This is a genomic window from Mesobacillus jeotgali (genome assembly GCF_900166585.1).
GTDB classification, from domain to species: domain Bacteria; phylum Bacillota; class Bacilli; order Bacillales; family Cytobacillaceae; genus Mesobacillus; species Mesobacillus jeotgali_A.
In genome coordinates this window covers 1,901,033-1,925,915 of record NZ_FVZC01000009.1, presented here as the reverse complement: position 1 = coordinate 1,925,915, position 24,883 = coordinate 1,901,033, and the positions used below count along the sequence as shown (strand labels likewise).

General features: G+C 43.5%; 32 protein-coding genes. 28 read left to right on the top strand and 4 right to left on the bottom strand.

The annotated features are described in order from the left end of the window. The first annotated feature begins 15 nt into the window (after positions 1–15). The 6 genes from B5X77_RS19805 (at position 16) to B5X77_RS19780 (ending at position 4,406) form a co-directional block, all read left to right on the top strand. Positions 16–1,203, top strand: coding sequence for an acetyl-CoA C-acetyltransferase (locus B5X77_RS19805; protein ID WP_079509638.1), 1,188 nt, complete (start codon positions 16–18; stop codon positions 1,201–1,203). 90 nt (positions 1,204–1,293) lie between these two features. Continuing rightward, positions 1,294–1,983 (top strand): CoA transferase subunit A, encoded by a 690-nt coding sequence (locus B5X77_RS19800; RefSeq protein WP_079509637.1) that lies wholly within the window; start codon positions 1,294–1,296, stop codon positions 1,981–1,983. 29 nt (positions 1,984–2,012) lie between these two features. Next, a complete protein-coding gene (locus B5X77_RS19795) occupies positions 2,013–2,681 on the top strand; it encodes a 3-oxoacid CoA-transferase subunit B (protein WP_079509636.1) in 669 nt (222 codons plus the stop codon). A 153-nt stretch (positions 2,682–2,834) separates the two neighbouring features. Continuing rightward, positions 2,835–3,086, top strand: coding sequence for a YqkE family protein (locus tag B5X77_RS19790; RefSeq protein ID WP_079510319.1), 252 nt, complete (start codon positions 2,835–2,837; stop codon positions 3,084–3,086). Further along, positions 3,083–3,607 (top strand): GrpB family protein, encoded by a 525-nt coding sequence (locus B5X77_RS19785; RefSeq protein WP_079509635.1) that lies wholly within the window; start codon positions 3,083–3,085, stop codon positions 3,605–3,607. The genes B5X77_RS19790 and B5X77_RS19785 overlap by 4 nt, the downstream gene beginning before the upstream one ends. A 64-nt stretch (positions 3,608–3,671) precedes the next feature. Continuing rightward, positions 3,672–4,406 carry a ZIP family transporter gene (locus tag B5X77_RS19780; protein WP_079509634.1) on the top strand — a complete coding sequence of 245 codons (735 nt, stop codon included), beginning with the start codon at positions 3,672–3,674 and terminating at the stop codon, positions 4,404–4,406. Between the two features lie 57 nt (positions 4,407–4,463). Here the strand turns inward: B5X77_RS19780 and B5X77_RS19775 are convergent, their stop codons facing one another. Further along, entirely contained in the window at positions 4,464–5,375 is a 912-nt protein-coding gene (locus tag B5X77_RS19775; protein ID WP_079509633.1) for an aldo/keto reductase, read from the bottom strand. A 61-nt stretch (positions 5,376–5,436) separates the two neighbouring features. Next, entirely contained in the window at positions 5,437–5,583 is a 147-nt protein-coding gene (gene mciZ / locus B5X77_RS19770) for a Z-ring formation inhibitor MciZ (protein WP_079509632.1), read from the bottom strand. 76 nt (positions 5,584–5,659) lie between these two features. On the opposite strand from mciZ, the gene B5X77_RS19765 reads away from it, so the two are divergent. From B5X77_RS19765 to B5X77_RS19670, 20 genes are all read left to right on the top strand, one after another. Further along, positions 5,660–6,211: an NUDIX hydrolase gene (locus B5X77_RS19765; protein WP_079509631.1), complete on the top strand. Its 552-nt coding sequence runs from the start codon at positions 5,660–5,662 to the stop codon at positions 6,209–6,211. Beyond that, positions 6,211–7,377, top strand: coding sequence for an endonuclease Q family protein (locus B5X77_RS19760; RefSeq protein ID WP_079509630.1), 1,167 nt, complete (start codon positions 6,211–6,213; stop codon positions 7,375–7,377). The genes B5X77_RS19765 and B5X77_RS19760 overlap by 1 nt, the downstream gene beginning before the upstream one ends. A 116-nt stretch (positions 7,378–7,493) precedes the next feature. Then, complete coding sequence (gene spoIIM / locus B5X77_RS19755; protein WP_079509629.1) at positions 7,494–8,135, top strand: stage II sporulation protein M; 642 nt, start codon at positions 7,494–7,496, stop codon at positions 8,133–8,135. Between the two features lie 115 nt (positions 8,136–8,250). Next, the gene (gene fur, locus B5X77_RS19750; protein ID WP_079509628.1) at positions 8,251–8,709 is read left to right on the top strand and encodes a ferric iron uptake transcriptional regulator; all 459 of its coding nucleotides are present in this window, start codon (positions 8,251–8,253) and stop codon (positions 8,707–8,709) included. A gap of 173 nt (positions 8,710–8,882) precedes the next feature. After that, the gene (locus B5X77_RS19745; RefSeq protein ID WP_079509627.1) at positions 8,883–9,110 is read left to right on the top strand and encodes a YqzK family protein; all 228 of its coding nucleotides are present in this window, start codon (positions 8,883–8,885) and stop codon (positions 9,108–9,110) included. Between the two features lie 5 nt (positions 9,111–9,115). Continuing rightward, positions 9,116–10,009, top strand: a complete 894-nt coding sequence (xerD, locus tag B5X77_RS19740; protein WP_079509626.1) for a site-specific tyrosine recombinase XerD — start codon at positions 9,116–9,118, stop codon at positions 10,007–10,009. Between the two features lie 237 nt (positions 10,010–10,246). Next, a complete protein-coding gene (deoB, locus tag B5X77_RS19735) occupies positions 10,247–11,428 on the top strand; it encodes a phosphopentomutase (protein ID WP_079509625.1) in 1,182 nt (393 codons plus the stop codon). Positions 11,429–11,440: 12 nt separating this feature from the next. After that, a complete protein-coding gene (locus B5X77_RS19730) occupies positions 11,441–12,265 on the top strand; it encodes a purine-nucleoside phosphorylase (RefSeq protein WP_079509624.1) in 825 nt (274 codons plus the stop codon). Between the two features lie 41 nt (positions 12,266–12,306). After that, complete coding sequence (locus B5X77_RS19725) at positions 12,307–13,611, top strand: pyrimidine-nucleoside phosphorylase (protein ID WP_079509623.1); 1,305 nt, start codon at positions 12,307–12,309, stop codon at positions 13,609–13,611. A gap of 140 nt (positions 13,612–13,751) precedes the next feature. Continuing rightward, the gene (locus B5X77_RS19720) at positions 13,752–14,921 is read left to right on the top strand and encodes a D-alanyl-D-alanine carboxypeptidase family protein (RefSeq protein WP_079510318.1); all 1,170 of its coding nucleotides are present in this window, start codon (positions 13,752–13,754) and stop codon (positions 14,919–14,921) included. 145 nt (positions 14,922–15,066) lie between these two features. Next, positions 15,067–15,417: an anti-sigma F factor antagonist gene (gene spoIIAA, locus B5X77_RS19715; protein ID WP_079509622.1), complete on the top strand. Its 351-nt coding sequence runs from the start codon at positions 15,067–15,069 to the stop codon at positions 15,415–15,417. Positions 15,418–15,420: 3 nt separating this feature from the next. Continuing rightward, complete coding sequence (gene spoIIAB / locus B5X77_RS19710) at positions 15,421–15,861, top strand: anti-sigma F factor (RefSeq protein ID WP_079509621.1); 441 nt, start codon at positions 15,421–15,423, stop codon at positions 15,859–15,861. A gap of 13 nt (positions 15,862–15,874) precedes the next feature. Further along, positions 15,875–16,633, top strand: coding sequence for an RNA polymerase sporulation sigma factor SigF (gene sigF, locus B5X77_RS19705; protein ID WP_079509620.1), 759 nt, complete (start codon positions 15,875–15,877; stop codon positions 16,631–16,633). Between the two features lie 83 nt (positions 16,634–16,716). After that, the gene (locus tag B5X77_RS19700) at positions 16,717–16,902 is read left to right on the top strand and encodes a hypothetical protein (RefSeq protein WP_139378394.1); all 186 of its coding nucleotides are present in this window, start codon (positions 16,717–16,719) and stop codon (positions 16,900–16,902) included. A gap of 60 nt (positions 16,903–16,962) precedes the next feature. Further along, positions 16,963–17,580: a stage V sporulation protein AA gene (locus B5X77_RS19695; protein WP_079510317.1), complete on the top strand. Its 618-nt coding sequence runs from the start codon at positions 16,963–16,965 to the stop codon at positions 17,578–17,580. Continuing rightward, on the top strand, positions 17,570–17,992 hold the full coding sequence (locus B5X77_RS19690; protein WP_079509618.1) for a stage V sporulation protein AB: 423 nt from the start codon (positions 17,570–17,572) through the stop codon (positions 17,990–17,992). The genes B5X77_RS19695 and B5X77_RS19690 overlap by 11 nt, the downstream gene beginning before the upstream one ends. A 30-nt stretch (positions 17,993–18,022) precedes the next feature. Beyond that, the gene (locus tag B5X77_RS19685) at positions 18,023–18,601 is read left to right on the top strand and encodes a stage V sporulation protein SpoVABEA (RefSeq protein ID WP_079509617.1); all 579 of its coding nucleotides are present in this window, start codon (positions 18,023–18,025) and stop codon (positions 18,599–18,601) included. Continuing rightward, on the top strand, positions 18,585–20,063 hold the full coding sequence (locus tag B5X77_RS19680) for a spore germination protein (protein ID WP_079509616.1): 1,479 nt from the start codon (positions 18,585–18,587) through the stop codon (positions 20,061–20,063). The genes B5X77_RS19685 and B5X77_RS19680 overlap by 17 nt, the downstream gene beginning before the upstream one ends. Before the next feature lie 223 nt (positions 20,064–20,286). Beyond that, positions 20,287–21,606 (top strand): diaminopimelate decarboxylase, encoded by a 1,320-nt coding sequence (gene lysA, locus B5X77_RS19675; RefSeq protein ID WP_079509615.1) that lies wholly within the window; start codon positions 20,287–20,289, stop codon positions 21,604–21,606. Between the two features lie 421 nt (positions 21,607–22,027). Next, positions 22,028–22,405: a GNAT family N-acetyltransferase gene (locus B5X77_RS19670; protein WP_079509614.1), complete on the top strand. Its 378-nt coding sequence runs from the start codon at positions 22,028–22,030 to the stop codon at positions 22,403–22,405. A 49-nt stretch (positions 22,406–22,454) separates the two neighbouring features. Here the strand turns inward: B5X77_RS19670 and B5X77_RS19665 are convergent, their stop codons facing one another. Together B5X77_RS19665 and B5X77_RS19660 are read right to left on the bottom strand one after the other, a co-directional pair. Beyond that, positions 22,455–22,985, bottom strand: a complete 531-nt coding sequence (locus tag B5X77_RS19665; RefSeq protein WP_079509613.1) for a DUF309 domain-containing protein — start codon at positions 22,983–22,985, stop codon at positions 22,455–22,457. Positions 22,986–23,112: 127 nt separating this feature from the next. Further along, positions 23,113–23,208: a YjcZ family sporulation protein gene (locus tag B5X77_RS19660; RefSeq protein WP_079509612.1), complete on the bottom strand. Its 96-nt coding sequence runs from the start codon at positions 23,206–23,208 to the stop codon at positions 23,113–23,115. Between the two features lie 188 nt (positions 23,209–23,396). Between B5X77_RS19660 and B5X77_RS19655 the strand changes: the two genes are divergently transcribed. Both B5X77_RS19655 and scpB read left to right on the top strand, forming a co-directional pair. After that, complete coding sequence (locus B5X77_RS19655; protein ID WP_079509611.1) at positions 23,397–24,140, top strand: segregation/condensation protein A; 744 nt, start codon at positions 23,397–23,399, stop codon at positions 24,138–24,140. Positions 24,141–24,144: 4 nt separating this feature from the next. Beyond that, complete coding sequence (gene scpB / locus B5X77_RS19650; RefSeq protein ID WP_139378393.1) at positions 24,145–24,738, top strand: SMC-Scp complex subunit ScpB; 594 nt, start codon at positions 24,145–24,147, stop codon at positions 24,736–24,738. Positions 24,739–24,883 lie beyond the last annotated feature (145 nt).

Sequence of the window (24,883 nt, the reverse complement as noted above, 5' to 3'; positions counted from 1 at the left end):
GAAAGGGTGAGTACTTTGAGCAAGACTGAAGCAGTAATCGTGTCTGCTGTTAGAACAGCAATAGGCAGCTTTAATGGAAGCTTGAAAAATATCTCCGCTCCGGAGCTGGGGGCCGCGGTCATAAAAGACGCATTGAAGCAGGCGGGTGTCCGGCCTGAACAAGTGGATGAAATCATTATGGGGAATGTGCTCCAGGCTGGTCTTGGCCAAAATCCTGCAAGGCAGGCAGCGATTAAGGCGGGGATTCCTGAAAGCGCTTCCTCGTTGACCATTAATAAAGTGTGTGGATCAGGCTTGAAGGCCGTCCATCTGGCAGCCCAAGCCATCATAGCAGGTGATGCGGAAGTGGTCGTGGCTGGCGGAATGGAGAATATGAGTCAGGCTCCATATTTATTGAAAAATGCACGGGATGGATTCAAGATGGGTGACCAGAAGCTTGTCGACAGCATGATTTCTGATGGTCTGTGGTGTGCTTTCAATGACTATCATATGGGAGTTACCGCAGAAAACCTTTGCGCCAAGTACGAGATTGGCAGGGGAGAGCAGGATGAATTTGCCGCATCCAGCCAGGAAAAGGCTGCTAAGGCCATTGAGGAAGGCAAATTCAAGGATGAAATAGTTCCGATTGAAATCCCTCAGCGAAAAGGCGATCCGTTAGTTTTTGATACAGATGAATACCCCAAAAAAGGTTCAACAGCCGAAAAGCTTGGCGGACTGCGTCCTGCCTTCAAGAAGGAGGGCAGCGTAACAGCGGGAAATGCATCAGGAATTAATGATGGAGCTGCCGCTTTGGTGGTCATGAGCCGCTCAAAGGCCGAGGAGCTTGGGCTTAAACCTCTTGTAGTCATCAAAGGAAACGCTAGTGCTGGTGTCGACCCAAGCATCATGGGTATCGGTCCGGTTGACGCAGTAAAGAAAGCGCTGAACAAAGCAGGCATGACAATGGATCAAATGGAGTTAATCGAGGCGAATGAAGCGTTTGCTGCGCAGTCACTGGCTGTCGACCGCGAACTGAATTTCAATAAGGAAATTTTAAATGTCAATGGCGGAGCAATTGCGCTCGGACACCCAATAGGAGCCAGCGGTGCAAGGATCCTTGTTACGCTGATTCATGAAATGAAACGCAGACAGGCAAAAACAGGCCTTGCCACACTATGTATCGGAGGCGGCCAGGGTGTCGCCACAGTAGTGGAACTTGTGTAAGTCTATCAACTTAAAAGATTCATAGTCATTCTGTGTGGGCAGTCACTTCTGCCTGTGCTGGTGCGAACCATAGTCAAAGGGGGAATTACGATGAAAAGAATTTGTACATCCTTTCAAGACGCCGTAGCGGATATCCACGACGGCGCAACCTTAATGGTTGGCGGCTTCGGGCTCTGCGGGATTCCTGAAAAAGCCATCCTGGCGCTTGTAGAAAAAGGTGTGAAAGACCTGACAGTCATCTCAAATAACTGTGGCGTCGACGATTGGGGACTTGGCCTGCTGCTTAAAAATAAGCAGATCAAAAAAATGGTAGGATCATATGTTGGTGAAAACAAAGAATTCGAACGACAGGTTTTGTCTGGAGAAATCGAGGTCGAATTGATTCCACAGGGCACACTTGCAGAGAAAATCCGGGCCGGTGGTGCCGGCATCCCGGCTTTCTATACGCCGGCGGGCGTGGGAACGCCAATCGCCGATGGAAAAGAAACCCGCATGTTCAATGGGAAGGAATATCTCCTTGAAGAATCGCTGACAGCAGATTTCAGTATTGTCAGAGCCTGGAAGGGCGACAAAATGGGCAACCTTGTATACCATAAAACGGCAAGGAACTTCAATCCGATGATTGCAGCAGCCGGAAGGGTCACGATTGCCGAAGTTGAGAATCTTTATGAAGTGGGCGAATTGGAACCGAACAGTATCCATACTCCAAGCATTTATGTCCAGACACTGATTGAAGGCAATCAGGAGAAGAGGATTGAAAGGCTGACAGTGAGAAGTTAACTCTGGCTGATCATGAAAGGAGAAGGCATATGATTAAAAATAAAGGGAATGTCCGGGAAAAGATCGCGCGCCGGGCTGAAAAAGAAATCGAGAACGGCTTTTACGTAAACCTTGGGATCGGAATGCCGACCCTCGTAGCAAATTTCATTTCTGGTGATAAGCAGGTTGTCCTCCAGTCGGAAAACGGACTGCTTGGAATCGGACCTTACCCGTCAGAAGACGGTGTTGATCCTGATTTAATCAATGCAGGAAAGGAAACGGTCACCGCTATCCCTGGAGCAGCTTATTTTGATTCCGCGGAGTCTTTTGCGATGATCCGCGGAGGGCACATCAATATTGCGATCCTGGGCGGCATGGAAGTCTCTGAATCTGGCGACCTGGCAAACTGGATGATTCCAGGGAAGATGATCAAGGGAATGGGGGGCGCAATGGACCTTGTCCACGGTGCGCAGAAAATCATCGTCATCATGGAGCATGTAAACAAAAACGGGGAGGCTAAAATCCTTAAGGAATGCAGTCTGCCGTTGACAGGTAAAAACGTAGTAAACAGGATCATCACGGATATGGCCGTCATCGACGTGACGCCATTTGGTCTGAAACTGGTTGAAGTAGCATCGGGATACACAGTCGACGATATCATCAAATCAACAGAACCTGAATTGCAGGTGGATGATGCAGTAAAATTGGATGCATACTGATAATTGGGGACGCCTCTTGAAGGAGGCGTTCCTTCTTCATTAGGGGAAAGTGGTCTTGATTGGTTTAAATTAGGAGCTTCCGATGGTATAATCTTTTCACAAATCGGCTTTGAAATAGAGCCAAACAAGAAAAAGCATAGAACCGGGGGATCAATCGTGAAGAAAAAACAGAAACGCCAGCAATCAGTAAAAAAAGATGAAAAACCGGCAACATTAGGGGACCTCCTCAACCAGGATATCATGCAAAAACTCAAAGCCCAGCAACAGCAGCTAAAGGAAGAGGAAGAAAAGCAAAAGCAGGCTGAATTGCAGCGAAAGAAGGAAGAACAGCGTCTACGAGAGAAAAATAAGTCTTTTGAAGAACTTCTATCTGAGAGCGAGATGGATTGGAAAAAGTTCAAATGACAAGACGAAGAGTAGAAGTGGTGCCATATCGTACTGAATGGAAAGCACTTTTTGAACAGGAGAAGCAGCTTATTGACGAAATCTTCAACCAGGATGGGGCAGAGATCTACCATATCGGCAGTACATCTGTCCCTGGGTTAAGTGCAAAACCAATCATAGACATCATGCTGGCTGCAAATAGCCTCGAATTAGTAGAAAAAGCAACTCCTGCGCTTGAAGGCGCTGGATACACGGCCAAGGGAGAAAACGGAATTCCGGGGAGACGGTATTTCCAAAAAGCCGATGAACATGGAATTCGAAAAGTACATCTGCATGCTTTTGAAAAAGGCAGCCATCAGATATACAGGCATCTTGTTTTCCGTGATTACTTAAGGTCCCATCCTGTAGAAGCCGGAAAATATGCAGATGTAAAGGTAGAGGCAGCCCGGAAATATGAATATGATATCGAATCCTATATTGCAGCAAAGTCTCCCACGATTACTGAGCTGGAGGAAAAGGCGAAAAGCTGGAGACCGTTGTGAGTTTCATGTTTTGCTTCCGATGCTAAAGGGCAAGTAAGTAAAAAACAGCAAAGGGGCTAAAACAGTGACATTCATTACTTTTATACTGGCAGCAGGATTTGTAGCCATTCATTTATTTTCGAGATATTTACCCTTTTTGGATAATGTACCCAGAAGCAGGCTGCTTTCAGCGGCCGGAGGCATATCAGTAGCTTATGTCTTCATCCACCTGCTTCCAGAATTGAATAAGCATAATGAGGTATTGGACCGGAATATTCAGTCAGGAACACTCAAGTTCTTTGAAAATCATACATATATTGTCGCAATGCTCGGTTTGGCCGTTTTTTACGGATTGGAGCGCATGGTGAAAATATCGAAGCAAAAGCAGCAGGAAAAGAACCATATAGACAGGGCATCTAAAGGTGTGTTCTGGATTCATATCACTTCATTTTTCCTCTACAACGGATTAATAGGATATCTTTTGCTGCATGGAGAACAGGAATCCATCAAAGGGCTGATCTTTTACTTCATTGCACTTGCTGTCCACTTTATCACGGGTGATCACACCCTCAGGGAGGCGCATAAGGAGATTTATGACCGGATCGGAAGGTGGCTTCTGGCAGGTGCAATACTGGCCGGATGGGCAATCGGCATCATGGTGAAGGTGAATGAAAATATTATTGCGGTCCTATTCGCATTGCTGGCCGGTGGCGTCATTTTGAATGTCATGAAGGAAGAGCTTCCTGAAGAACGGGAAAGCAATTTTTGGGCTTTTGCTGCGGGTCTTGCGGCTTATACATTTTTGCTGCTGTTGGTCTAGGGATACTGAAAAGGACATATCCGCCAAATAGGCGGATATGTCCTTGGTTTTGATTGGCTATCTATGCTGCTCATACTGATTTTCTTTAGTGATCGACTTAATTAAGTCGATTTCTTCTGCAGATAGAGGGCAGGCTTTTGCTGCCCGCGCGTTTTCTATTATTTGCTCCGGATTGCTTGCCCCTGCGACCACTGAGGCGACAGCCGGGTCGGCCAAATTATATTGAATCGCTGCTTCAGTAAGGGTACGGGCAGAAGTCAGCTTTTCCTTCAATAACGGAAGTAGTTCCCGCAATTCTTCGTAATTGTAGTCAAGATAACCCTTAGAAGGGGCTTTCTCAAGCAATTTATCACTAAGCATACCTTTTGCGACCGTTCCTCGAGTGACGACGCTGATGCCTTTTTCATTAAGCAGCGGAAGCGCTTCTTCTTCCGGGCGTCTGTCCAGCATGCTGTATTGCATCATGACAGAGACGATATTCGATTTTTGTGCATACTCACGGATGACATTGGGCCTGATGGAGGAAATTCCGTAATACTTGATATAGCCTTCACTTTTTAATTCTTCAAATGCCTCGATCGTTTCATCAATAGGATCTTCAATTGTCCCTCCATGCAGCTGGTAAAGGTCGATATAATCAATATTCAATCTTTTTAAACTCTGCTTAACGGCCTCTTTTATATAGGACTTGGAAGGGTCCCAGCTCCAGCTGTCCTTCGAATCGGTCCACCGATTGCCTGCTTTCGTCGCAATGACAACCTGTTCCCTGAACTGATGAAGGGCCTTCCCGACAATCTTTTCATTTTCTCCGAAGTCGTATAAGTCAGCGGTATCAAAATAATTGATCCCTTCCTCCAGGGCAGCTTCAACCACAGCCTGGGCCTTTGAGAAATCCGTACCAAGTGACATGCATCCAAGACCGATTTCACTTACATATAAATCAGAAGCGCCTAATTTCCGTTTTTTCAAGAGAATCACTCCGATCCATCATAATGGTTCTATTTTATCGGATGGAAAGGAGGAGGTTCAACTAATCTGGACGACTAATGTGCTGATTGACGGTATTCACCCAATCTTTTACAAATTCGTGCTTTTTGCCATACTCTTTTAAAATCGTTTTAATTTCCCATGCCTTTCCGGCAATCGTGAAGCCTTGCCCATGCACATAAACTTTCATCGTCATACTCCTTTCGGATAAGTATGGTAAAATGTATGAGCATTTGATAACGGATTAGAACAGGAGTGAAACGTATATGAAATCTCTTGAAGAAAAAACGTTGAAAACAGAGAAGATTTTTACGGGAAAAGTCATTAGCCTGCAGGTTGAGGATGTTGAACTGCCGAACGGAAAAACGTCTAAAAGGGAAATCGTCAAGCATCCTGGGGCAGTGGCGGTCATTCCAGTCACAGCTGACCATAAGATTATCTTAGTAGAACAGTACCGCAAGGCTCTTGAAAGGACTATTATCGAAATACCTGCTGGCAAACTGGAGGCCGGTGAGAAACCGGAAATCTGTGCCGCCCGGGAGCTTGAAGAAGAAACTGGCTATGAATGCGCAAACATGGAGTGGCTTATATCCTTCTATACATCACCAGGATTCGCTGATGAAATCATTCATGTTTATACAGCAACTGGACTAACAAAAAAAGCAAACCCTGCAGCCGCTGATGAAGATGAATTTGTCAATTTAATCGAGGTAAATCTTGAAGAGGCAATCGAACTGGTAAAAGAACAAAAGATCTATGATGCTAAAACAGCGTTTGCCATACAACATTTACAATTGCAGGAGGCACTGAGTAAATAATGCAGGAATACTTTGTCGATCTCCATATACACATTGGGAGGACGAAATCAGGCAGGGCAGTGAAAATCACTGGTGCAAAATCACTTACCTTCAGCCATATCATACACCATGCGCGGGATTATAAAGGAATGAACATGATTGGGATCATAGACAGCCATTCACCTGAAGTCCTGGAGGAGATGAAGGACCTGCTCCAGTCAGGTGAACTTGAAGAGCACCCCGGCGGAGGTTTGAATTATGGCGGGATGAGCATCATCCTTGGGTCAGAACTTGAGATTAATGATGAAAGCACACAGGGGCCGATCCATGTGCTGTGTTATCTTCCAACGCTTCATGCAATGAGCATATTTTCGATTTGGCTGGGTGGCCACCTGAAAAACATTAACTTAAGCTCACAAAGAGTATATGTTACCGGGCGTGAATTGCAGCGGAAAGTGAAGGAGCTTGGCGGGATTTTCATTCCAGCCCATGTGTTTACCCCGTTTAAAAGCTTATATGGCAAAGGTGTAAAACAATCTTTGATGGAAGTATTCGATCCTGAGATGATTGATGGCATCGAACTTGGATTAAGTTCAAATACGATGATGGCCGATCAGCTTTCAGAAATACACCGTTATCCATTTGTCACGAACTCGGATGCCCATTCTCTTGCTAAAATCGCGAGAGAATATCAAAAAATTGAAATGAGTGAACCCTCTTTTGAGGAACTGAGTCTTGCTCTAAAGGGATTGAATGGAAGGCGGATCAAGGCAAATTACGGACTGGATCCACAGCTCGGAAAATACCATCGTACGGTTTGTGCAGTTTGTATGACTCACACTCCTATGACTGATGAGCCGTGCAGGAATTGTGGTTCTGAGAAGATCATCAAAGGGGTTGCTGACAGGATACAAGAACTGAAGAGTTCAGAAGGGAAACTGTCAGGCAGGCCGCCCTATATACATCAGGTACCGCTTGAGTTCATTCCAGGACTTGGGCCAAAAATGCTGGAGAAACTCATGGACCATTTCGGAACGGAAATGGCCGTCCTTCATTCTGTCCCGTTGGAATCCTTAAAGCAGCTAATCCCGGAAAAAACAGCCATCACCATCGACAAGGCCAGAAACGGTCAACTTGGCTTCCAGGCGGGCGGCGGCGGTAAATACGGCAAAATAGCAGAAATGTAAATCCGGTCATCAGAGGCCGGATTTTTGCTTCTATTAAAATGAAATTCTGTTTTGCGAGTCATAGACAGCCCGTCCAAGCATATGATGGTAATAACCAATATGCAGGAGGAAAAGAGATGAAGAAACGAAGGTACCAGGACGTCGCAGTAAACCATTTACGAGAATATTCCTCAATCTATCTTTTTGTCATAGTCCTGTTCTTGATGGGCGTGATCTTTGGGGCAGTGATTGTAAATAGCCTCAGTTTTACTCAAAAAGAAGATTTATTCTATTATCTATCACAATTTTTTGGACAGGCTGCTTCCGGTAAAGTAGCGGATGGAAGGGATTTGTTTCTGCAAAGCTTTATGCATAACGGCAAGTTTATTGGCCTGATCTGGATTTTGGGTGTTTCTATTATTGGACTTCCAGTTATCCTGGTTCTTCTGTTCATGAAAGGAATGGTAGTCGGTTTCACTGTCGGCTTTCTCGTGAACCAAATGCAATGGGACGGATTCCTGTTGTCCTTTGTTTCCATCCTGCCGCAAAACTTCATCATCATCCCGGTTTTCATCATTACAGCGGCAATGGCGGTTACTTTTTCTTTGAAAATGATCCGCAATCAGTTTATGAAGAAAATCAGCCAGCCGATCATGCCGCAATTTTTTAGATATATCTTTTCCTTTATTGCCGCTCTCGTCTTTCTTGCGGTTGCAGCGGGGGTAGAGGCCTATTTATCCCCTGCTTTCTTAAAAGCTGTTATCAATTCTATAAATTAAAGTCTTTATTAAATAGAAATGACTATTGTTCCTTATTTGTAATAATTTTATTTTGAATCTTATTCCCCTTCTGATATAATATAAGAACAGTGGCGGGGGAGTGAGAGTTATCGAAATGGAAAACAGAATCGAGAGAATTAAGAAACAGCTGCATTCGTCCAGCTATAAATTAACGCCTCAGCGTGAGGCTACCGTTCGCGTCCTGCTTGAACATGAAGAAGACCACTTGAGTGCTGAAGATGTTTATTTGCTTGTCAAAGAGAAAGCTCCTGAAATCGGACTGGCAACCGTATACCGGACACTTGAATTGCTTACTGAACTGAAAATTGTCGATAAAATCAATTTTGGGGACGGAGTGTCCCGATATGATCTCCGCCAGGAAGGCGCTGCCCATTTCCATCATCACCTGGTCTGCATCGAATGCGGGGCTGTGGATGAAATCCAGGACGATCTTCTCGAAGACGTTGAAGAAATCGTTGAAAGAGACTGGAAATTCAAAATCAAAGACCATCGCCTGACTTTCCATGGCATTTGCCACAGATGCCAGGAGAAAGATACGGCAGCAACAGAATAAGTCAAAGCCCTTTTTCCATTGGAAAAAGGGTTTTTTATTTCCTTTAAATGCTCCTATATTAGGTATAATTCTTGTCCAATTTGGCATACAGATTAATAAATAAGTATAGTCAGTGAGCAGTCACAGGATATTGACTGTTAATTTTCTATACAACAGGTATGGAGGCAAGAAATATGAAATCGTGGATTGGTTTGGTCGTGCATACATTAAAGGTGTTCATCTTGTTCACAGGATGCACAATTCTATTTTATTATGGTATCATGTGGATTAATGAAGAATATGAAAGTTATCATCGCTATGATGCACCTGAGGGAGCAGCCATCAAGGTGTCAGGAACATTTGTTAAAGAAGAAGGAAACATGCTTGAAAGGCTGATACTGTTTTATCTGAATGGAGAGTAATAAAAATGGAAGACAGGCTCGACGACTTTATCCACTTTCTTGTAGTTGAAAAGGGACTCTCAAAGAATACGATTGTGTCCTATAAAAGAGACTTGAATAGCTATATTAATTATCTGAAGAATGTTGAAAAGCTGAAGGACTTGAATGAGGTCCAGCGTCCACAGATTGTCCACTTCCTTAAGTTTTTGAAAGATACAGGGAAATCCTCAAAAACATTGGCAAGGCATATTGCCTCAATCCGGGCTTTTCACCATTTCCTCCTCCGGGAAAAGGCTGTTGACCATGATCCAACTGTCCACATCGAGAGTCCCCAGCATGAACGCTCTTTGCCTAAGGTTCTTAGCATGGAGGAGGTTGAGACTCTTCTTGACAGCCCAAAATTGACAGACCCTTTCGGCTATCGGGATAAAGCGATGCTTGAAATGATGTATGCTACTGGTATCCGTGTCAGTGAACTAATTGGGCTTAAATTGTCTGATGTACACCTGACAATGGGGTTTGTACGCTGTATGGGAAAAGGGAGCAAGGAAAGGATCATCCCGATTGGGAAGACGGCATCTGATGCAATTGAACAGTATCTTGAAAAAGGGAGGCCAAAACTCGCTTCCAAAAAACATAGGGATGATTCTTTATTTTTAAATCACCATGGGAAGGGTTTGACGCGTCAGGGTTTTTGGAAAATCCTTAAACGGCTCGCTTCAGACTCGGGGATTGAAAAGGAATTGACGCCGCATACTCTGCGGCATTCATTTGCTACCCACCTGCTTGAAAATGGAGCAGATCTTCGGGCTGTCCAGGAAATGCTGGGACATGCAGACATCTCCACCACACAAATATATACCCATGTGTCAAAGACCAGATTAAAGGATGTTTATACAAAGTTCCATCCTCGGGCATAATGTATTGCAGGATACAATTATACTGAGATTAAAAACAGATAGATTCATAGAATTGTCAAAAAAGCCGCATGAAAAGCTGGCTTTTTTTCTTGTGTTTTTAAATATATTTAGTAAAATGAAGATGTCAGACTTCTGACAAATGTAAACGCACGCATCCGATTATCATAAGCAAAAAAGGGTAACATAAAATTGTAAAATTATGAGTAACGCATTCATGCTTTTTAAGGAGGAAAAAGAATGTCGAATACATATAAGCGAGTATTTTTGATTGTCATGGATTCAGTCGGGATTGGTGAGGCACCTGATGCAGAAAAGTTCGGGGATAAAGGTTCCCATACACTTGGCCATATCGGTGAGAAAATGAACGGATTGAACATGCCGAATATGGGTAAGCTCGGTCTTAGCAACATTGAGGAGATTCAAGGAATCAGCCCTGCTGAAAAGCCGCTGGCATTCTATACAAAGATGGAAGAGGCTTCAAATGGCAAGGACACAATGACAGGACATTGGGAGATCATGGGCTTGAATATCCAGACTCCGTTCCAGGTGTTCCCTGATGGCTTCCCTGATGAACTGATTTCTGAGCTTGAATCCCGCACTGGCAGGAAAGTAATTGGAAACAAACCGGCAAGCGGAACCGAAATCCTTGTTGAGCTTGGTGAAGAGCACATGAAGACAGGTGCTTTGATTGTTTACACTTCAGCAGATTCGGTATTGCAGATCGCTGCCCATGAAGAAATCGTCCCAATAGAAGAGCTCTATGATATATGCAAGATTGCCAGGGAACTGACACTTGATGAAAAGTATATGGTCGGCAGAGTCATTGCAAGACCATTTCTCGGTGAACCAGGTAACTTTAAACGTACATCAAACCGTCATGATTATGCACTGAAGCCATTTGACAGAACTGTCATGAATGAATTGAAGGATGCAGGACTCGACGTACTGGCAATCGGTAAAATTTCGGATATTTATGACGGCGAAGGGGTAACTGAATCGCTTCGTACAGTGTCAAATATGGATGGAATGGATAAACTCCTTCAGACATTGGAACAGGACTTCACTGGATTGAGCTTTTTGAACCTGGTTGATTTCGATGCGCTGTTCGGGCATCGACGTGACCCAGAAGGCTATGGCAAGGCACTTGAAGAATATGATGCACGCCTGCCGGAAGTATTTGAAAAACTGAAAGAAGATGACCTGCTCATCATTACGGCAGATCACGGTAATGATCCGGTTCACCACGGAACAGACCACACACGTGAATACGTGCCGCTGCTTGTTTATTCAAAGGGAATGAAGGAAGGGAAAGAACTGCCTGTCCGTAAAACCTTTGCTGACATAGGCGCGACAGTTGCGGAGAACTTTAAAGTAAAAATGCCGGAACACGGAACTAGCTTCCTAAAGGAATTGAACTAAGGAGTGGAATTCATGGAATATAATCAAATTCAAACAGCAGCATCTTTTATTAGTGGAAAATTAAAGCAGCAGCCGAAAATCGGCTTGATTCTTGGCTCAGGACTGGGTGTTCTTGCTGACGACATTTCAGACCCTGTCAAGATTCCTTACAACGAGATCCCAGGCTTCCCGGTTTCTACAGTGGAAGGTCATGCAGGCCAATTAGTTTGCGGGCAGCTTAGCGGCGTGGAAGTCATCGCGATGCAGGGCCGTTTTCATTACTATGAAGGCTATAGCATGGATAAGGTAACTTTCCCGGTTCGTGTCATGAAGGAACTTGGTGTTGATAAGCTGATTGTTACAAACGCAGCTGGCGGGGTCAACGAAAGCTTCGAGCCAGGGGATTTGATGATCATTACAGACCATATAAACAATATGGGTACAAACCCATTGATAGGGCCAAATGATTCTAGATTCGGTGTTCGCTTCCCAGATATGAGCGAAGCCTACTCAAAGAATTTGAGAGGTATTGCAAAAGAGGTCGCTGAAAAGAATAATCTTACAATTAAAGAGGGCGTATATCTTGGAAATCCTGGACCTGTATATGAAACACCGGCTGAAGTAAGAATGATCCGTACGCTGGGTGGAGACGCAGTAGGAATGTCTACCGTGCCTGAAGTCATTGTTGCGAAGCATTCAGGAATTGAGGTGCTTGGAATTTCCTGTATCTCAAACATGGCAGCAGGCATCCTCGATCAACCGTTAAGCCATGATGAAGTAATCGAAACAACGGAAAAGGTGAAGTCTAGTTTCCTTTTACTTGTGAATGAGATTGTAAAAACAATAGGTCAAAAATAATCCATAGCTCTCCAGCTAAATAATAATAAGTGGTGATAATGATGAGAATGGTTGACGTAATAGAGAAAAAGCGTGACGGACATGAGTTATCAACCGAAGAAATTCAGTTTTTTATTGATGGTTATACAAATGGAAGTATACCTGACTATCAGGTGAGCGCATTGACAATGGCGATTTTTTTCCAGGGGATGACGGAAAAAGAACGTGCTGACCTTACAATGGCAATGGTGGAGTCAGGAGACCAGATCGACCTTTCAGCGATTGAAGGTGTTAAAGTCGATAAGCACTCTACAGGCGGTGTAGGGGATACAACCACTCTTGTTCTGGGTCCATTAGTTGCTGCAGTTGGTGTCCCAGTAGCCAAAATGTCTGGCCGCGGCCTAGGGCATACTGGCGGTACGATCGATAAGCTTGAATCAGTCGAAGGCTTCCATGTTGAAATTGACAATGAAGAATTCATTGACCTAGTTAATAAGAATAAGATTGCTGTCATCGGTCAAAGCGGAAATCTCACTCCGGCCGATAAGAAGCTTTATTCTTTACGTGATGTAACAGCTACAGTGGACAGCATTCCTTTGATTGCCAGCTCCATCATGAGCAAGAAAATCGCTGCAGGAGCCGATGCGATCGTTCTTGACGTTAAAACTGGAGCAGGAGCATTCATGAAGACTCTGGAAGATTCACGTGAATTGGCAAAAGCAATGGTTAGAATCGGAAACAATGTTGGCCGCAGGACGATGGCTGTCATTTCTGATATGAGCCAGCCGCTTGGGTTTGCTATCGGAAACGCACTGGAAGTTAAGGAAGCAATCGATACTTTAAAAGGTGAAGGTCCTGAAGATTTAACAGAGTTATGCCTGACACTAGGAAGCCACATGGTTTTCCTTGCAGGAAAAGCAGAATCTCTTGGAGCAGCACGCAGCAAGCTGGAAGAAGCCATCCAAAACGGCTCTGCACTTGAAACATTCAAGGTATTCCTTTCCTCTCAGGGCGGTGATGCATCTGTTGTCGATCATCCGGAAAAGCTTCCGCAGGCTAAGTATACATTTGAACTTGAAGCCAAAGATGCTGGATATGTTTCTGAAATCGTCGCTGATGAGGTGGGTACAGCTGCAATGCTACTAGGGGCAGGCAGAGCAACAAAGGAATCAGAAATCGATTTGGCAGTCGGCCTGATGCTTCGCAAGAAAATTGGTGACAAGGTAGAAAAGGGAGAATCCCTTCTTACTATCTATAGTAATTTTGAGGATGTTAATGAAGTAAAAGAAATGCTTTATGAGAACATAAAAATCACTGGCGGACACGTTGATGCGCCAGTCCTCATACACGAGGAAATCACTGAATAAAGACTATGTACCAAAGCGGAGAGATGACTCTCCGCTTTTTTATATACAAAAAAAGGGGTTTTATATACCCTATCTGTATAAAAATGGATTCATTGGATAAAAATAGAGCCTATAAAGATAGGAGGGTTATGGCTATGAATCTGAAAAAGTTTACGAGTTTACTGCTTGTTTTTATGCTGGGTGCAGCATTTATATCCCCTAAAGGATATGCCAATGAAGGAGACCCGGGACTGGCCAATGATGCCAGTTCAGCTATTTTGATTGAGCGTGATACAGGGCAGGTACTGTTTGATAAAAACAGCCATGAAAAGCTCCCGCCGGCAAGCATGACAAAAATCATGACAATGCTGCTGATCATGGAAGCACTGGATGAAGGAAGGCTGAAGCTAGACGAAAAAGTCCGCGCAAGTGAATATGCCGCTTCAATGGGAGGATCTCAGATATTCCTGGAGCCAGGTGAAGAAATGACAGTTGAGCAATTGCTCAAAGGAATCGCTATCGGATCAGGTAATGATGCTGCAGTGGCGATGGCAGAGCGCATTGGTGGATCTGAAGAGACCTTTGTAAAAATGATGAACAAGAAGGTAAAAGAACTTGGCTTAAAAGATACCTATTTTAAAAATACTACCGGACTGCCTGTCGATGGACATTATAGCTCGTCATATGATATGGCCATGATGGCAAAAGAGCTTCTTAAGTACGAAAAAATAACCAAGTATACAGGTACGTATGAAGATTACCTGCGTGAGGATTCAGAAAAGAAATTCTGGCTTGTCAATACGAATAAGCTTGTCCGTTTTTACCCGGGAGTCGATGGTCTGAAAACGGGTTTTACAAATGAAGCAAAATATTGTCTTACAGCCACTGCCCAAAAGGATGGCATGCGTGCAATCGCAGTCGTGTTTGGAGCACCTACCTCCAAAGCGAGGAATGCCCAGGTAACGAAGATGCTGGATTATGCTTTCAGCCAGTACCAGACACATCCAATGTTCAAGAAAGGGCAGCCGCTTGGAAAAGCAGTAATCAGCAAGGGAGACAAAAAGACAATAAACGCGGTCACTTCTGAAAGTGTTTCACTGCTCACAAAAAAAGGAGTAGACATCAAGGATGTCAAACAGAAGATTACGCTGAACAAAAGTATAAAAGCTCCGGTACAAAAAGGAGATAAAGTAGGAACACTTAAGCTTGTAAAAGACGGCAAGACCGTCTCAGAAAGCCCTCTGGTAGCGGATACATCAGTGAAGAAAGCAAGCTGGTGGATCCTGTATAAGCGTTCCTTTGGTATGTTTACGAGAGCAGGAAGCCAATAAGGAATTGGACAGGATCATCAATGTGTCGAAAAGTCTGCAATTCCATCTAGTTTTAGCGAAATTGCACTAGTTTTGTTCTGAAGAAGGATTTGGCTGAAACGATGGAGAATTTGACTCACTATACCAGATAAGGAGGCTTTGGATAGTGAGTCTTAACATTGATATGGAAGTGAAGCATGATGTCTTATTGATCCGAGTGAGTGGTGAATTGGATCACCACACCGCAGACCAGCTTCGCGAGCAGGCAACAAAAGCCCTTGAAAACGAAGGAGTCCGTCACATTGTCATGAACCTCGAACACCTCACCTTTATGGATAGTTCGGGATTGGGTGTAGTTTTGGGAAGATATAAACAAATTAAACAGCTTCATGGAGAAATGGTAGTATGCGCAATCTCACCGCCAATCAAAAGATTATTTGATATGTCGGGCTTATTCAAGATCATCCGTCTTGAACCGTCGGAAGAATTTGCATTAGAGAGATTGGGGGTAGCTTGATCCATGAAGAATGAAATGAATCTTCATTTTAGCGCGTTAAGCCAAAACGAATCATTCGCCCGCGTTACCGTTGCTGCCTTTATTGCGCAGCTGGATCCAACTATGGACGAACTGACAGAAATCAAAACAGTAGTCTCAGAAGCGGTAACAAATGCAATCATCCATGGATATGAGAGCGATCCGGACGGAAAGGTGTTTATTTCCGTTCTGCTCCAGGATGGTTCTATCGAAATGCTCATTAAAGATGAAGGAATAGGGATTCCAGATATCGATGAAGCCATGCAGCCTCTTTATACATCAAAGCCAGAACTGGAACGGTCCGGTATGGGTTTTACGATAATGGAAAATTTCATGGACGAAGTACAAGTGAGATCAGAGCCCGGCTTTGGGACAGAGATTCGTTTGAAAAAGCACCTGTCAAAGAGCAAAGCGCTGTGCAATTAAGGGAGTTCTGCTTATGGATGTGGAGGTAAAAAAGGATAATAGCCAAACTTATCTTAAGGACCATGAAGTCAAAGAACTGATTTTGAAAAGCCAGCAGGGAGACCAGGCTGCCAGGGACTTGATTGTCCAGAAAAACATGCGCCTCGTTTGGTCCGTCGTCCAACGCTTCCTTAACAGAGGGTATGAGCCAGACGATCTGTTTCAAATCGGCAGCATCGGCCTTTTAAAATCAGTTGATAAATTTGACCTCTCGTATGATGTGAAATTTTCAACGTATGCCGTTCCGATGATTATTGGAGAAATCCAGAGATTTATCAGGGATGACGGTACCGTGAAGGTCAGCAGGTCGCTGAAGGAAACAGGCAATAAAATCAGGAAAGCAAAAGATGAGCTTTCCAAAAACCTTGGCAGGGTACCGACTGTCAAAGAAATTGCCGAGCTGCTCGAGCTATCACCAGAAGAGGTGATCATGGCACAGGAGGCAAGCCGGAGCCCGGCATCTATTCATGAAACCGTGTACGAAAACGACGGTGACCCAATTACCCTGCTGGACCAGATCGATAATGGGGAAGAAGGACGCTGGTTCGATAAAATTGCCTTAAAAGAGGCAATCAACGAACTGGATGAACGGGAAAAACTAATCGTATATTTGCGCTACTATAAGGATCAAACCCAGTCAGAAGTCGCAGCCCGGCTTGGAATCTCCCAGGTTCAGGTTTCCCGCTTGGAAAAGAAAATATTGCAGCAAATGAAAGGCCGAATGGATCTTTGAATCCATTCGGTTTTTTTTATTTTTATCGATTTTTCCTTATGACAAGGAAACTTGGATATCAAACATACCGGAAAACCCGCTGCATGAATGTTGACATCATTGGCGCTCTGGGTATCCAGGTTCAAGAAAAAGAGGTCACCAATAGGTCGATTGGCATCCCGAAAAGCAAGATTCGCGAAACATATATTCCATTACTATTGATCCGGAAAAGGTACCGTATTTCTTCAGCCACCAATCCCTCCAACTTAACCAATTATTGGGCTTCATGAAAAAATCCAAGGTATACATACTAAATATACGAGGAAAACACTGTGTTGGAAGTGAATCTGATGGAAAAAACGATTTATATCCGGATGCGGAATCGCGTCCAGGTAAAGCCTGAAGAATTACTTTTATTAAAGGATATTGCCCAGATCATTGCCAGTGAAGATATATATCAAAACCTGGCATCGCTTCAAGTCAAAAAGATTTCGCCTAAAGACCATATCCATATTATCGATGTTATGAAGGTCATCCATTTCATTACAGGGATATATCCAGAATATGAAGTCCAGACTGTAGGGCCGCCTCAAACGATTATTGAAGTGATCTACAAGAAAAAAGGTTTGTCGATTCCATTTTTTATCCTTGTGTGGTTCTTGCTGTTTTTCGGTGCAGCTATGACGATCATGAACTTTCATGAAGATGTCAGCATGCAAACGGTGCATCAGCGGCTCTATTTTATCATGACGGGAAAAGTAGTCGCCAAACCCCTGTTATTCCAGATTCCTTATTCAATCGGCATTGGTGTTGGCATGATCCTGTTTTTTAACCATGTATTCAAAAAGAGGCTAAACGAAGAGCCCAGCCCCCTGGAAGTGGAAATGTTCAACTATCAGCAATCGCTTGACCAATATGTAATCATGCACGAAAACAAGGAAAGCGTGAAACATCTCGATGACGATTAATATCTTGTTCATTATTCTAATCGGGCTGGCGAGCGGGCTGGCAGTGGGATCTGGGTTTGTTGCATTTTTGTCGGTTTTGGGAGTGATCCCCAGGCTTACTCAGCTCACAAAAACAATTAAGCTGATTTCCTGGTATGAATGGGCTGTGGTACTTGGAGCATTGCTTGGTACAGTTGGAAGCCTGAGAGATCCTGAGTTGACCTTATCTCCTTTTACTGCAATCCCTCTTGGCCTGACAGGAGGCATTTTTGTAGGCATGCTGGCAGCAGCATTAACCGAAGTATTGAATGTACTGCCGATTCTGGCAAAAAGAATCAGGGTGGACGACAAACTAGAAACTTTGCTTATGGCCATCGTTTTGGGTAAGGTATTTGGCTCATTGTTCCACTGGGTTTACTTTATAGGGCGATAAAAAATCAGGAAACAGAAAGGACGGCAAATCATGTCCGAAAAAAGGAAGGTTATCCTAATTACAGATGGTGATGATTATGCCCGGCGTGCGGTAGAGCGTGTTGCTGCTGATATAGGCGGACGGTGCATCTCTCTTTCACACGGAAACCCCTCAGTCCTTTCTGGTCCCCACCTTGTTAAATTGATCAAGACAGCAGCAAATGATCCTGTTCTCGTCATGTTTGATGATAGTGGATTTCTGGGAGAAGGGGCAGGAGAAAAGGCATTAAAATATGTAGCAGAACATGATGACATTGAAGTACTAGGGGTAATTGCGGTTGCTTCTAAGACACATATGGAGGAATGGAGCAGGGTAGACTTTTGCATCGACCGAGAAGGTGAGCTTACTCCCTATGGCGTAGATAAACATGGGCTTCCAGAGCTGGAAATGGGCAGGATTAATGGAGATACGGTTTACTGTCTGGATAAACTGGATGTCCCGTTGATCATCGGAATTGGGGATATCGGTAAAATGGCCAGGCGGGACCATTATAAAATAGGGGCACCAATTACAAAAAAAGCAGTGGAAATCATCCTTGAAAGGAGCGGATTCTATGCCGAAGAAGAATGACAAGCTGCCAATTCCACATTCATTGGATGAAGCTGAAAAGTACATGAAAGAACATGTAGGCCTTGGTGATAGTTTTGACCTTGGTGTCAGGAAGCTGAAAATCCTTAAAAAAGATGTTCATTTTTATTATGTAAATGGTTTATGTGATACAAGCTTCATCGTACATATCGTTGAAGAATTGGTCGATATCAATGATAATGAGAAGCTATCAACTCATTTGCAGGCCATTGTCGAAAACAGGATTACCCACCAATCTGTACAGAAAATAAAAACAATGGATGAACTGGTTGACCAGGTCCTTTCTGGCCTGATTGTCTTTCTGGTTGAAGGTGAAGCAGTCGGATTGGTGGTTGATGTCCGGAGTTATCCTGGCAGGCAGCCACAGGAACCTGATACAGAAAAGGTAGTACGCGGATCCAGGGACGGATTTGTCGAAAACATTATCGTCAACACCGCTTTGACCCGAAGAAGGATCAGGGATGAGAATCTCCGTTTTGACATGATGAAGGTTGGAGAAAGGTCAAAATCGGATGTTGCCCTTGGATACATTAAAGATATTGCGAATCCTGGATTGATTGATGTCATTAAAAAAGAGCTGCAGTCAATCAAAATCGATGGAATCACGATGGCAGATAAAACAATTGAAGAATTTCTAGTCAAACAAGGCTATAATCCGTATCCGCTCGTAAGATACACAGAGCGTGCGGATGTCGCTGCGACTCATCTGCTCGAAGGCCATGTCCTGATTTATGTTGATACATCCCCGAGTGTCATCATAACACCGACTACCTATTTTCATCATCTCCAGCATGCTGAAGAGTACAGACAGTCTCCAGCAGTAGGAACAATGGTCAGATGGGTTCGTTTTCTTGGCGTACTGGCATCTCTGCTGCTCTTGCCGTTATGGTACTTATTCGTGCAGAACCCTGACCTTTTACCTGAAAAAATTTCATTTATTGGACCTAATGAAAAATCCAATATTCCGATTTTCCTGCAAATTATGCTGGCAGATGGCGGAATCGAATTCCTGCGAATGGCGGCTATCCATACTCCTACACCGCTTTCAACGGCCATGGGCTTAATTGCTGCCGTCCTGATTGGGCAAATCGCAATCGATGTAGGCCTCTTCGTGCCTGAAGTTATACTTTATGTGGCTGTAGCGGCAATCGGAACCTATGCGACACCGAGTTATGAGCTGAGTGTAGCGAACAAAATAGGAAGGATATTCCTGCTGATAGTGACAGCAATATTCCATGTACCTGGATTTATTTTAGGCACTACGATCTGGTTTTTATTGCTTGCCAATATAAAGTCACTGAACACTCCCTACCTTTGGCCGTTCCTGCCTTTCCACCCTGTTGCTTTTATGCAGATATTGATCAGGAGGGCTGTGCCTGGTTCGAAAATCCGGCCAAGTATCGTGCATGCGAGAAATCGCTATAAGCAGCCTGCAAAATCCTGACAATATAGAATTGCGCGTTGTCATGAATTGTGGTAAAGTGTTTTTAATTTACTAAAGACCTAAAGCGAAAAAGTAAATAGACAGTTCATCAAATGAACTGTCTATTTATTTATTACTCACTGATTAGTTTGTGATTCTGCACAGTGTATGAGGAAATGGCTGATCGAAATGAAAACATGGTTCAGTGAAAGTGAATTTAATTGGCAAGGGATGAGGGGACAACATGGAATTTCATGGAACGGCAAAGACCAACCGATTAGGACATTTGGAAATTGGCGGTGTTGATACAGTCCATTTGGCTGAAAAATATGGAACCCCGCTGTATGTTTATGACGTAGCCTTAATAAGGGAACGGGCAAGAGCCTTTAAAAGGACTTTTGAGAACGCCGGAATTACTGCGCAAGTAGCGTATGCAAGCAAAGCCTTTTCAACAGTTGCCATGGTGCAGCTGGCTGCCGAGGAAGGTCTTTCGCTTGATGTTGTTTCTGGCGGTGAGCTGTACACGGCACTTGCAGCCGGGTTCCCAACGGAAAAAATTCATTTTCATGGAAATAATAAAAGCCGGGAAGAACTGGTTATGGCAATAGAGCACAACATTGGCTGCATTGTTGTAGATAATTTTCATGAACTCGACATGCTGAGGGACATTTGCAAGGAAAAGAATACCGTCACCAAGGTTTTATTAAGAGTTACCCCTGGAATTGAAGCACATACCCATGACTATATTTTAACAGGGCAGGAAGATTCAAAGTTTGGCTTTGACTTACAGAATGGACAGGCTGACACGGCGATGCGGACTTCCCTGGAGGACAAACATATTGATGTGCTGGGGCTGCATTGCCATATAGGCTCACAAATTTTTGAAACGACAGGGTTCATCCTTGCGGCACAGAAAATATTTGAAAAATTGCAGCAATGGAAAAAGGAATTGTCCTTCGAGTCTGCTGTTCTTAATCTTGGCGGCGGTTTTGGGATTCGTTATACGGATGAGGACGATCCTATCCCAGCTGCGCAATATGTAGAAGAAATTATTGCAGAGGTCAAAATGCAAGCTTCCCGCCTTGAAATGAGAATGCCGGAAATTTGGATCGAGCCAGGACGTTCACTTGTGGGAGATGCCGGCACTACGCTGTACCGGATTGGCTCACGAAAGGATGTCCCGAATGTCCGTCAGTACGTAGCGGTTGATGGGGGCATGAGCGATAATATCCGACCTGCATTGTATCAGGCAAAATACGAGGCCATCCTTGCTAACAGAGCAATGGACAAACCCGAAGAAACAGTTTCAATTGCGGGGAAGTGCTGTGAATCCGGCGACATGCTGATTTGGGACCTTCCGCTTCCAAAGTCGGGAGACCAGGATCTCCTTGCAGTATTTTGTACAGGAGCTTACGGATATTCAATGGCTAACAACTATAACCGCCTTCCAAGGCCTGCCGTGGTGTTCCTGGAAGATTCCAATGATACACTGGTGGTTCGCCGTGAAACATATGAAGACATGGTGAAGTTAGATCTGCCGCTTAAGGAAAAGGTAAAAAGTTAAAGCTGCACTTCTGCAGCTTTTATCTGTTTTTCGTCGAATTTGCTAAAGTTGGCTAAAATCCCGGTCTTATTGTAGAATAACTGATTGGGGGGATCCAAATGAAAAGTAACAACTGGCTATTGTTTCTGTTATTGTTATTGATGTCTCTTGGATGGGGTGCCTACTACTGGTTTTTTATCATACCTGGACAATAGAGTTCAGAAAAGAATTGAAGTATTACTTTTGATTTTGTATGATATTATCAATTCAAATTATTTAAGAACCAGAATTGCAGAAAAACATATAATATCAAAATGGTGAATAACATTTTATTTTTGCGTTTCTCGATCAGGAGGAGCAAAGGTTTAAATTAGAAGAAGAATGGAAAAAATAGTGTTGGTATTATTCCATTATTACTGTCAAACCACAATGAGGGATATTTATGTTAATTCGATATAAAAAGGCATTTGAAAAGATTGCGATGGGTTTGTTATCTTTCATGCCAAATGAAAAGGATTTGAAAAAACTTCAGCAGACGATGAGGAATTATGAAACAGATGATTCATGGCAGCTGTTCTTATGGAAGGAAGGAGAAGATATCATTGGGCTTTTGGGTGTTAACTTCTCTGAAGATAAGGTAATGCAGCTTCTCCATATATCTGTGAATCCATCTCATCGGCATCAGGGTATCGGAAGAAGGATGGTCAATGCATTGCAGGAAATGTTTCCGGAGTGGACAGCGATTGCAAATGCGGAGACAGCTTCCTTCTTTGAAAAATGCAGCCAGGAAGATAGCAGTGTAGAAGGCAGTGGATGCTAAATCCCTGCCTTTTTTTGCGGGAAAAATGATTTTGATCAAGTACACATTACTAGTTCTTCCTGTTTTTCCTTTCCTCGAGAGCCATCCTGCGCTCCGAGATAACATCACTTCGGTCCCGTTTTGTATGCCTGTGGATCAATTCATTATTGTGCATGTCACTGGCTGTACCCCATGTAAATCCATTCTGTTTGCATTCTTCTAAGCACAGCTTCTTTAATTCGGCATCATTAATAGGAAGGTTGAAGCTCGTATATGGCAGCTTATTGAGCAGTTTCTCCCTTTTTTTACCCAGAGATTCAGTTAAGAGATCAGGATCAATCCCCAAGCGGCTGATCGCCTGCCTGTCAGCTGAAAAAATTTCCATTGCCTTGCTTAAAGTCCTTAATGCTCCTGAAAAATTTCTTCGCCGATGGTGATAATTTGAAACGGCCAGAAGAATTAAAGCAACCCAGATGGACTCTTTATTGCCTGCATCAGTGGCTTTCCAGTATTCTTCTAAAATTTCATGGCACTCAAAATAATCCCTGTCTCCGTGAAAGTGAGCGAGATATTGTATATAGGAAGCCGGATATTTCGTCATGAAAAAAACCCCCTTTCAACTAACAATAGCTTAGCATACATTTTATCCATTAGTAGCAAAGGAAGCCAATTGAAAATGGAAAATGCCCGGCTATAGCCAGGCATAAACAGTTTTTTAATGCCCGGGTCTATAACCAGGCAGCACCAACGATGATGAGCAAAATGAAAAGCACGACGATTAATGCGAAACCTGCACCATAGCCATAGCCTTTACCATCTGACATTTAACATACCTCCTAATAATGAAATAGCCTAAGATTCAATTTCAGCATATGCAGAAACAAAGGAAATGGTTTGGGCGTTTGCGGATTTCCAATAAGGATTCCCATTAAATTAGTGATGGATAACATGAAGTTAATCTACTATACTTATATAATGATGCAGTTCAATATAGGAATTTTGGTGGAAAATGATGCAATATAACGTTAAAATTGAGGCCTTCGAAGGTCCGTTGGATTTACTTCTGCACTTGATCAATCGCTTGGAGATTGATATTTACGATATACCGGTAGCGGAAATTACTGAACAATATTTGATGTACATCCATGCGATGAAGGAATTGCAGCTTGATGTCGCCAGTGAATATCTTGTAATGGCGGCAACTCTGCTGGCAATCAAAAGCAAGATGCTCCTTCCAAAGCATGAAGAAGAGCTTGATGATGAATTTGAATTTGATCAAGATGAGGATCCGCGAAATGAACTAGTCGAGAGATTGATTGAATATAAAAAGTTCAAAGAAGCTGCAAATGATTTAAAGTCACTTGAAGAGGAACGGGGCCTTATGTATACCAAGCCTCCGAGTGACCTTACTGAGTATGCTGATGATCAAAGGAATGAAAATGCTGATCTGGATATCTCCTTGTATGACATGCTGGGTGCGTTTCAGAAGCTTTTAAGAAGGAAAAAGCTCCAAAGGCCGATCTCAACCAAGATTGCACGTCAGGAAATATCGATTGAAAAGAGAATGGATGAGGTACTGACCTTCCTGAAAAAAAGCGGAACTAGGAAGAAATTCAACGACTTATTCCCAGATTCTGACCGCGAGCACATTGTAGTCACTTTCCTGGCCATACTCGAGTTGATCAAACGGAAGGAAATTGACATTGAGCAGGAACAGAACTTCGCTGAGATTTATATGACAGCCAGAAAGGAGTAAAAGTGTGGAAATAGTTAAATGGAAAGGCATACTGGAGAGCCTGCTTTTTGCCGCTGGAGATGAAGGCTTGAGCATGAAGCAAATTACATCTGTACTGGATATTGATGATATCCAGGCCAATGAAATAATTAACCAGTTGCAGCATGATTACGACCAGGACGAACACCGCGGTATTACCATTGTTCAACTGGCGGGCGTATATCAGCTGGCCACAAAGAAAGAACATGCTGTTTACCTTAAGAAGCTCGTCGAGTCACCGGGTACAGCACATCTTTCACAGGCTGCACTGGAAACTCTGGCGATTGTCGCATATAAACAGCCTATAACGCGTATTGAAATTGAGGAAATCCGGGGTGTGAAAACCGAAAGGCCTCTTCATACGCTGTCTTCACGAGCTTTGATCAAGGAAGTAGGGAGGGCAGAAGGGACGGGACGAGCGATTTTGTATGGGACAACAAAAGAATTCCTAGATTATTTCGGCTTAAAAAATATAAACGAACTGCCTCCTCTCCCGGAAAATATAGAGGAAGATGACCTGCAGGATGATGCGGATCTATTCTTTGAGAAATTCCAGGAAACAATGGATATTGACCAATAGCTGTTATGCACAAAGTTTGGAATTTATGATAAAATCAAAATAATCAACAGGGAAATGCATACGCGCTGAATAAGTCTTTAGACAGGCTTTGTAAAAGCATCTCTTACTACATAAGGATTTAAGAATGAATGTCCAACGGGAGGAA

Bases quoted from the DNA above. Each gene is read 5' to 3' on its own strand.
- B5X77_RS19800 (WP_079509637.1), top strand. From the start codon at position 1,294: ATGAAAAGAATTTGTACATCCTTTCAAGACGCCGTAGCGGATATCCAC.
- B5X77_RS19795 (WP_079509636.1), top strand. From the start codon at position 2,013: ATGATTAAAAATAAAGGGAATGTCCGGGAAAAGATCGCGCGCCGGGCT.
- B5X77_RS19785 (WP_079509635.1), top strand. From the start codon at position 3,083: ATGACAAGACGAAGAGTAGAAGTGGTGCCATATCGTACTGAATGGAAA.
- mciZ (WP_079509632.1), bottom strand. From the start codon at position 5,583: ATGAAAGTTTATGTGCATGGGCAAGGCTTCACGATTGCCGGAAAGGCA.
- B5X77_RS19765 (WP_079509631.1), top strand. From the start codon at position 5,660: ATGAAATCTCTTGAAGAAAAAACGTTGAAAACAGAGAAGATTTTTACG.
- B5X77_RS19760 (WP_079509630.1), top strand. From the start codon at position 6,211: ATGCAGGAATACTTTGTCGATCTCCATATACACATTGGGAGGACGAAA.
- spoIIM (WP_079509629.1), top strand. From the start codon at position 7,494: ATGAAGAAACGAAGGTACCAGGACGTCGCAGTAAACCATTTACGAGAA.
- fur (WP_079509628.1), top strand. From the start codon at position 8,251: ATGGAAAACAGAATCGAGAGAATTAAGAAACAGCTGCATTCGTCCAGC.
- B5X77_RS19745 (WP_079509627.1), top strand. From the start codon at position 8,883: ATGAAATCGTGGATTGGTTTGGTCGTGCATACATTAAAGGTGTTCATC.
- xerD (WP_079509626.1), top strand. From the start codon at position 9,116: ATGGAAGACAGGCTCGACGACTTTATCCACTTTCTTGTAGTTGAAAAG.
- deoB (WP_079509625.1), top strand. From the start codon at position 10,247: ATGTCGAATACATATAAGCGAGTATTTTTGATTGTCATGGATTCAGTC.
- B5X77_RS19730 (WP_079509624.1), top strand. From the start codon at position 11,441: ATGGAATATAATCAAATTCAAACAGCAGCATCTTTTATTAGTGGAAAA.
- B5X77_RS19725 (WP_079509623.1), top strand. From the start codon at position 12,307: ATGAGAATGGTTGACGTAATAGAGAAAAAGCGTGACGGACATGAGTTA.
- spoIIAB (WP_079509621.1), top strand. From the start codon at position 15,421: ATGAAGAATGAAATGAATCTTCATTTTAGCGCGTTAAGCCAAAACGAA.
- sigF (WP_079509620.1), top strand. From the start codon at position 15,875: ATGGATGTGGAGGTAAAAAAGGATAATAGCCAAACTTATCTTAAGGAC.
- B5X77_RS19700 (WP_139378394.1), top strand. From the start codon at position 16,717: ATGAATGTTGACATCATTGGCGCTCTGGGTATCCAGGTTCAAGAAAAA.
- B5X77_RS19695 (WP_079510317.1), top strand. From the start codon at position 16,963: ATGGAAAAAACGATTTATATCCGGATGCGGAATCGCGTCCAGGTAAAG.
- B5X77_RS19690 (WP_079509618.1), top strand. From the start codon at position 17,570: ATGACGATTAATATCTTGTTCATTATTCTAATCGGGCTGGCGAGCGGG.
- B5X77_RS19685 (WP_079509617.1), top strand. From the start codon at position 18,023: ATGTCCGAAAAAAGGAAGGTTATCCTAATTACAGATGGTGATGATTAT.
- B5X77_RS19680 (WP_079509616.1), top strand. From the start codon at position 18,585: ATGCCGAAGAAGAATGACAAGCTGCCAATTCCACATTCATTGGATGAA.
- lysA (WP_079509615.1), top strand. From the start codon at position 20,287: ATGGAATTTCATGGAACGGCAAAGACCAACCGATTAGGACATTTGGAA.
- B5X77_RS19670 (WP_079509614.1), top strand. From the start codon at position 22,028: ATGTTAATTCGATATAAAAAGGCATTTGAAAAGATTGCGATGGGTTTG.
- B5X77_RS19665 (WP_079509613.1), bottom strand. From the start codon at position 22,985: ATGACGAAATATCCGGCTTCCTATATACAATATCTCGCTCACTTTCAC.
- B5X77_RS19660 (WP_079509612.1), bottom strand. From the start codon at position 23,208: ATGTCAGATGGTAAAGGCTATGGCTATGGTGCAGGTTTCGCATTAATC.
- B5X77_RS19655 (WP_079509611.1), top strand. From the start codon at position 23,397: ATGCAATATAACGTTAAAATTGAGGCCTTCGAAGGTCCGTTGGATTTA.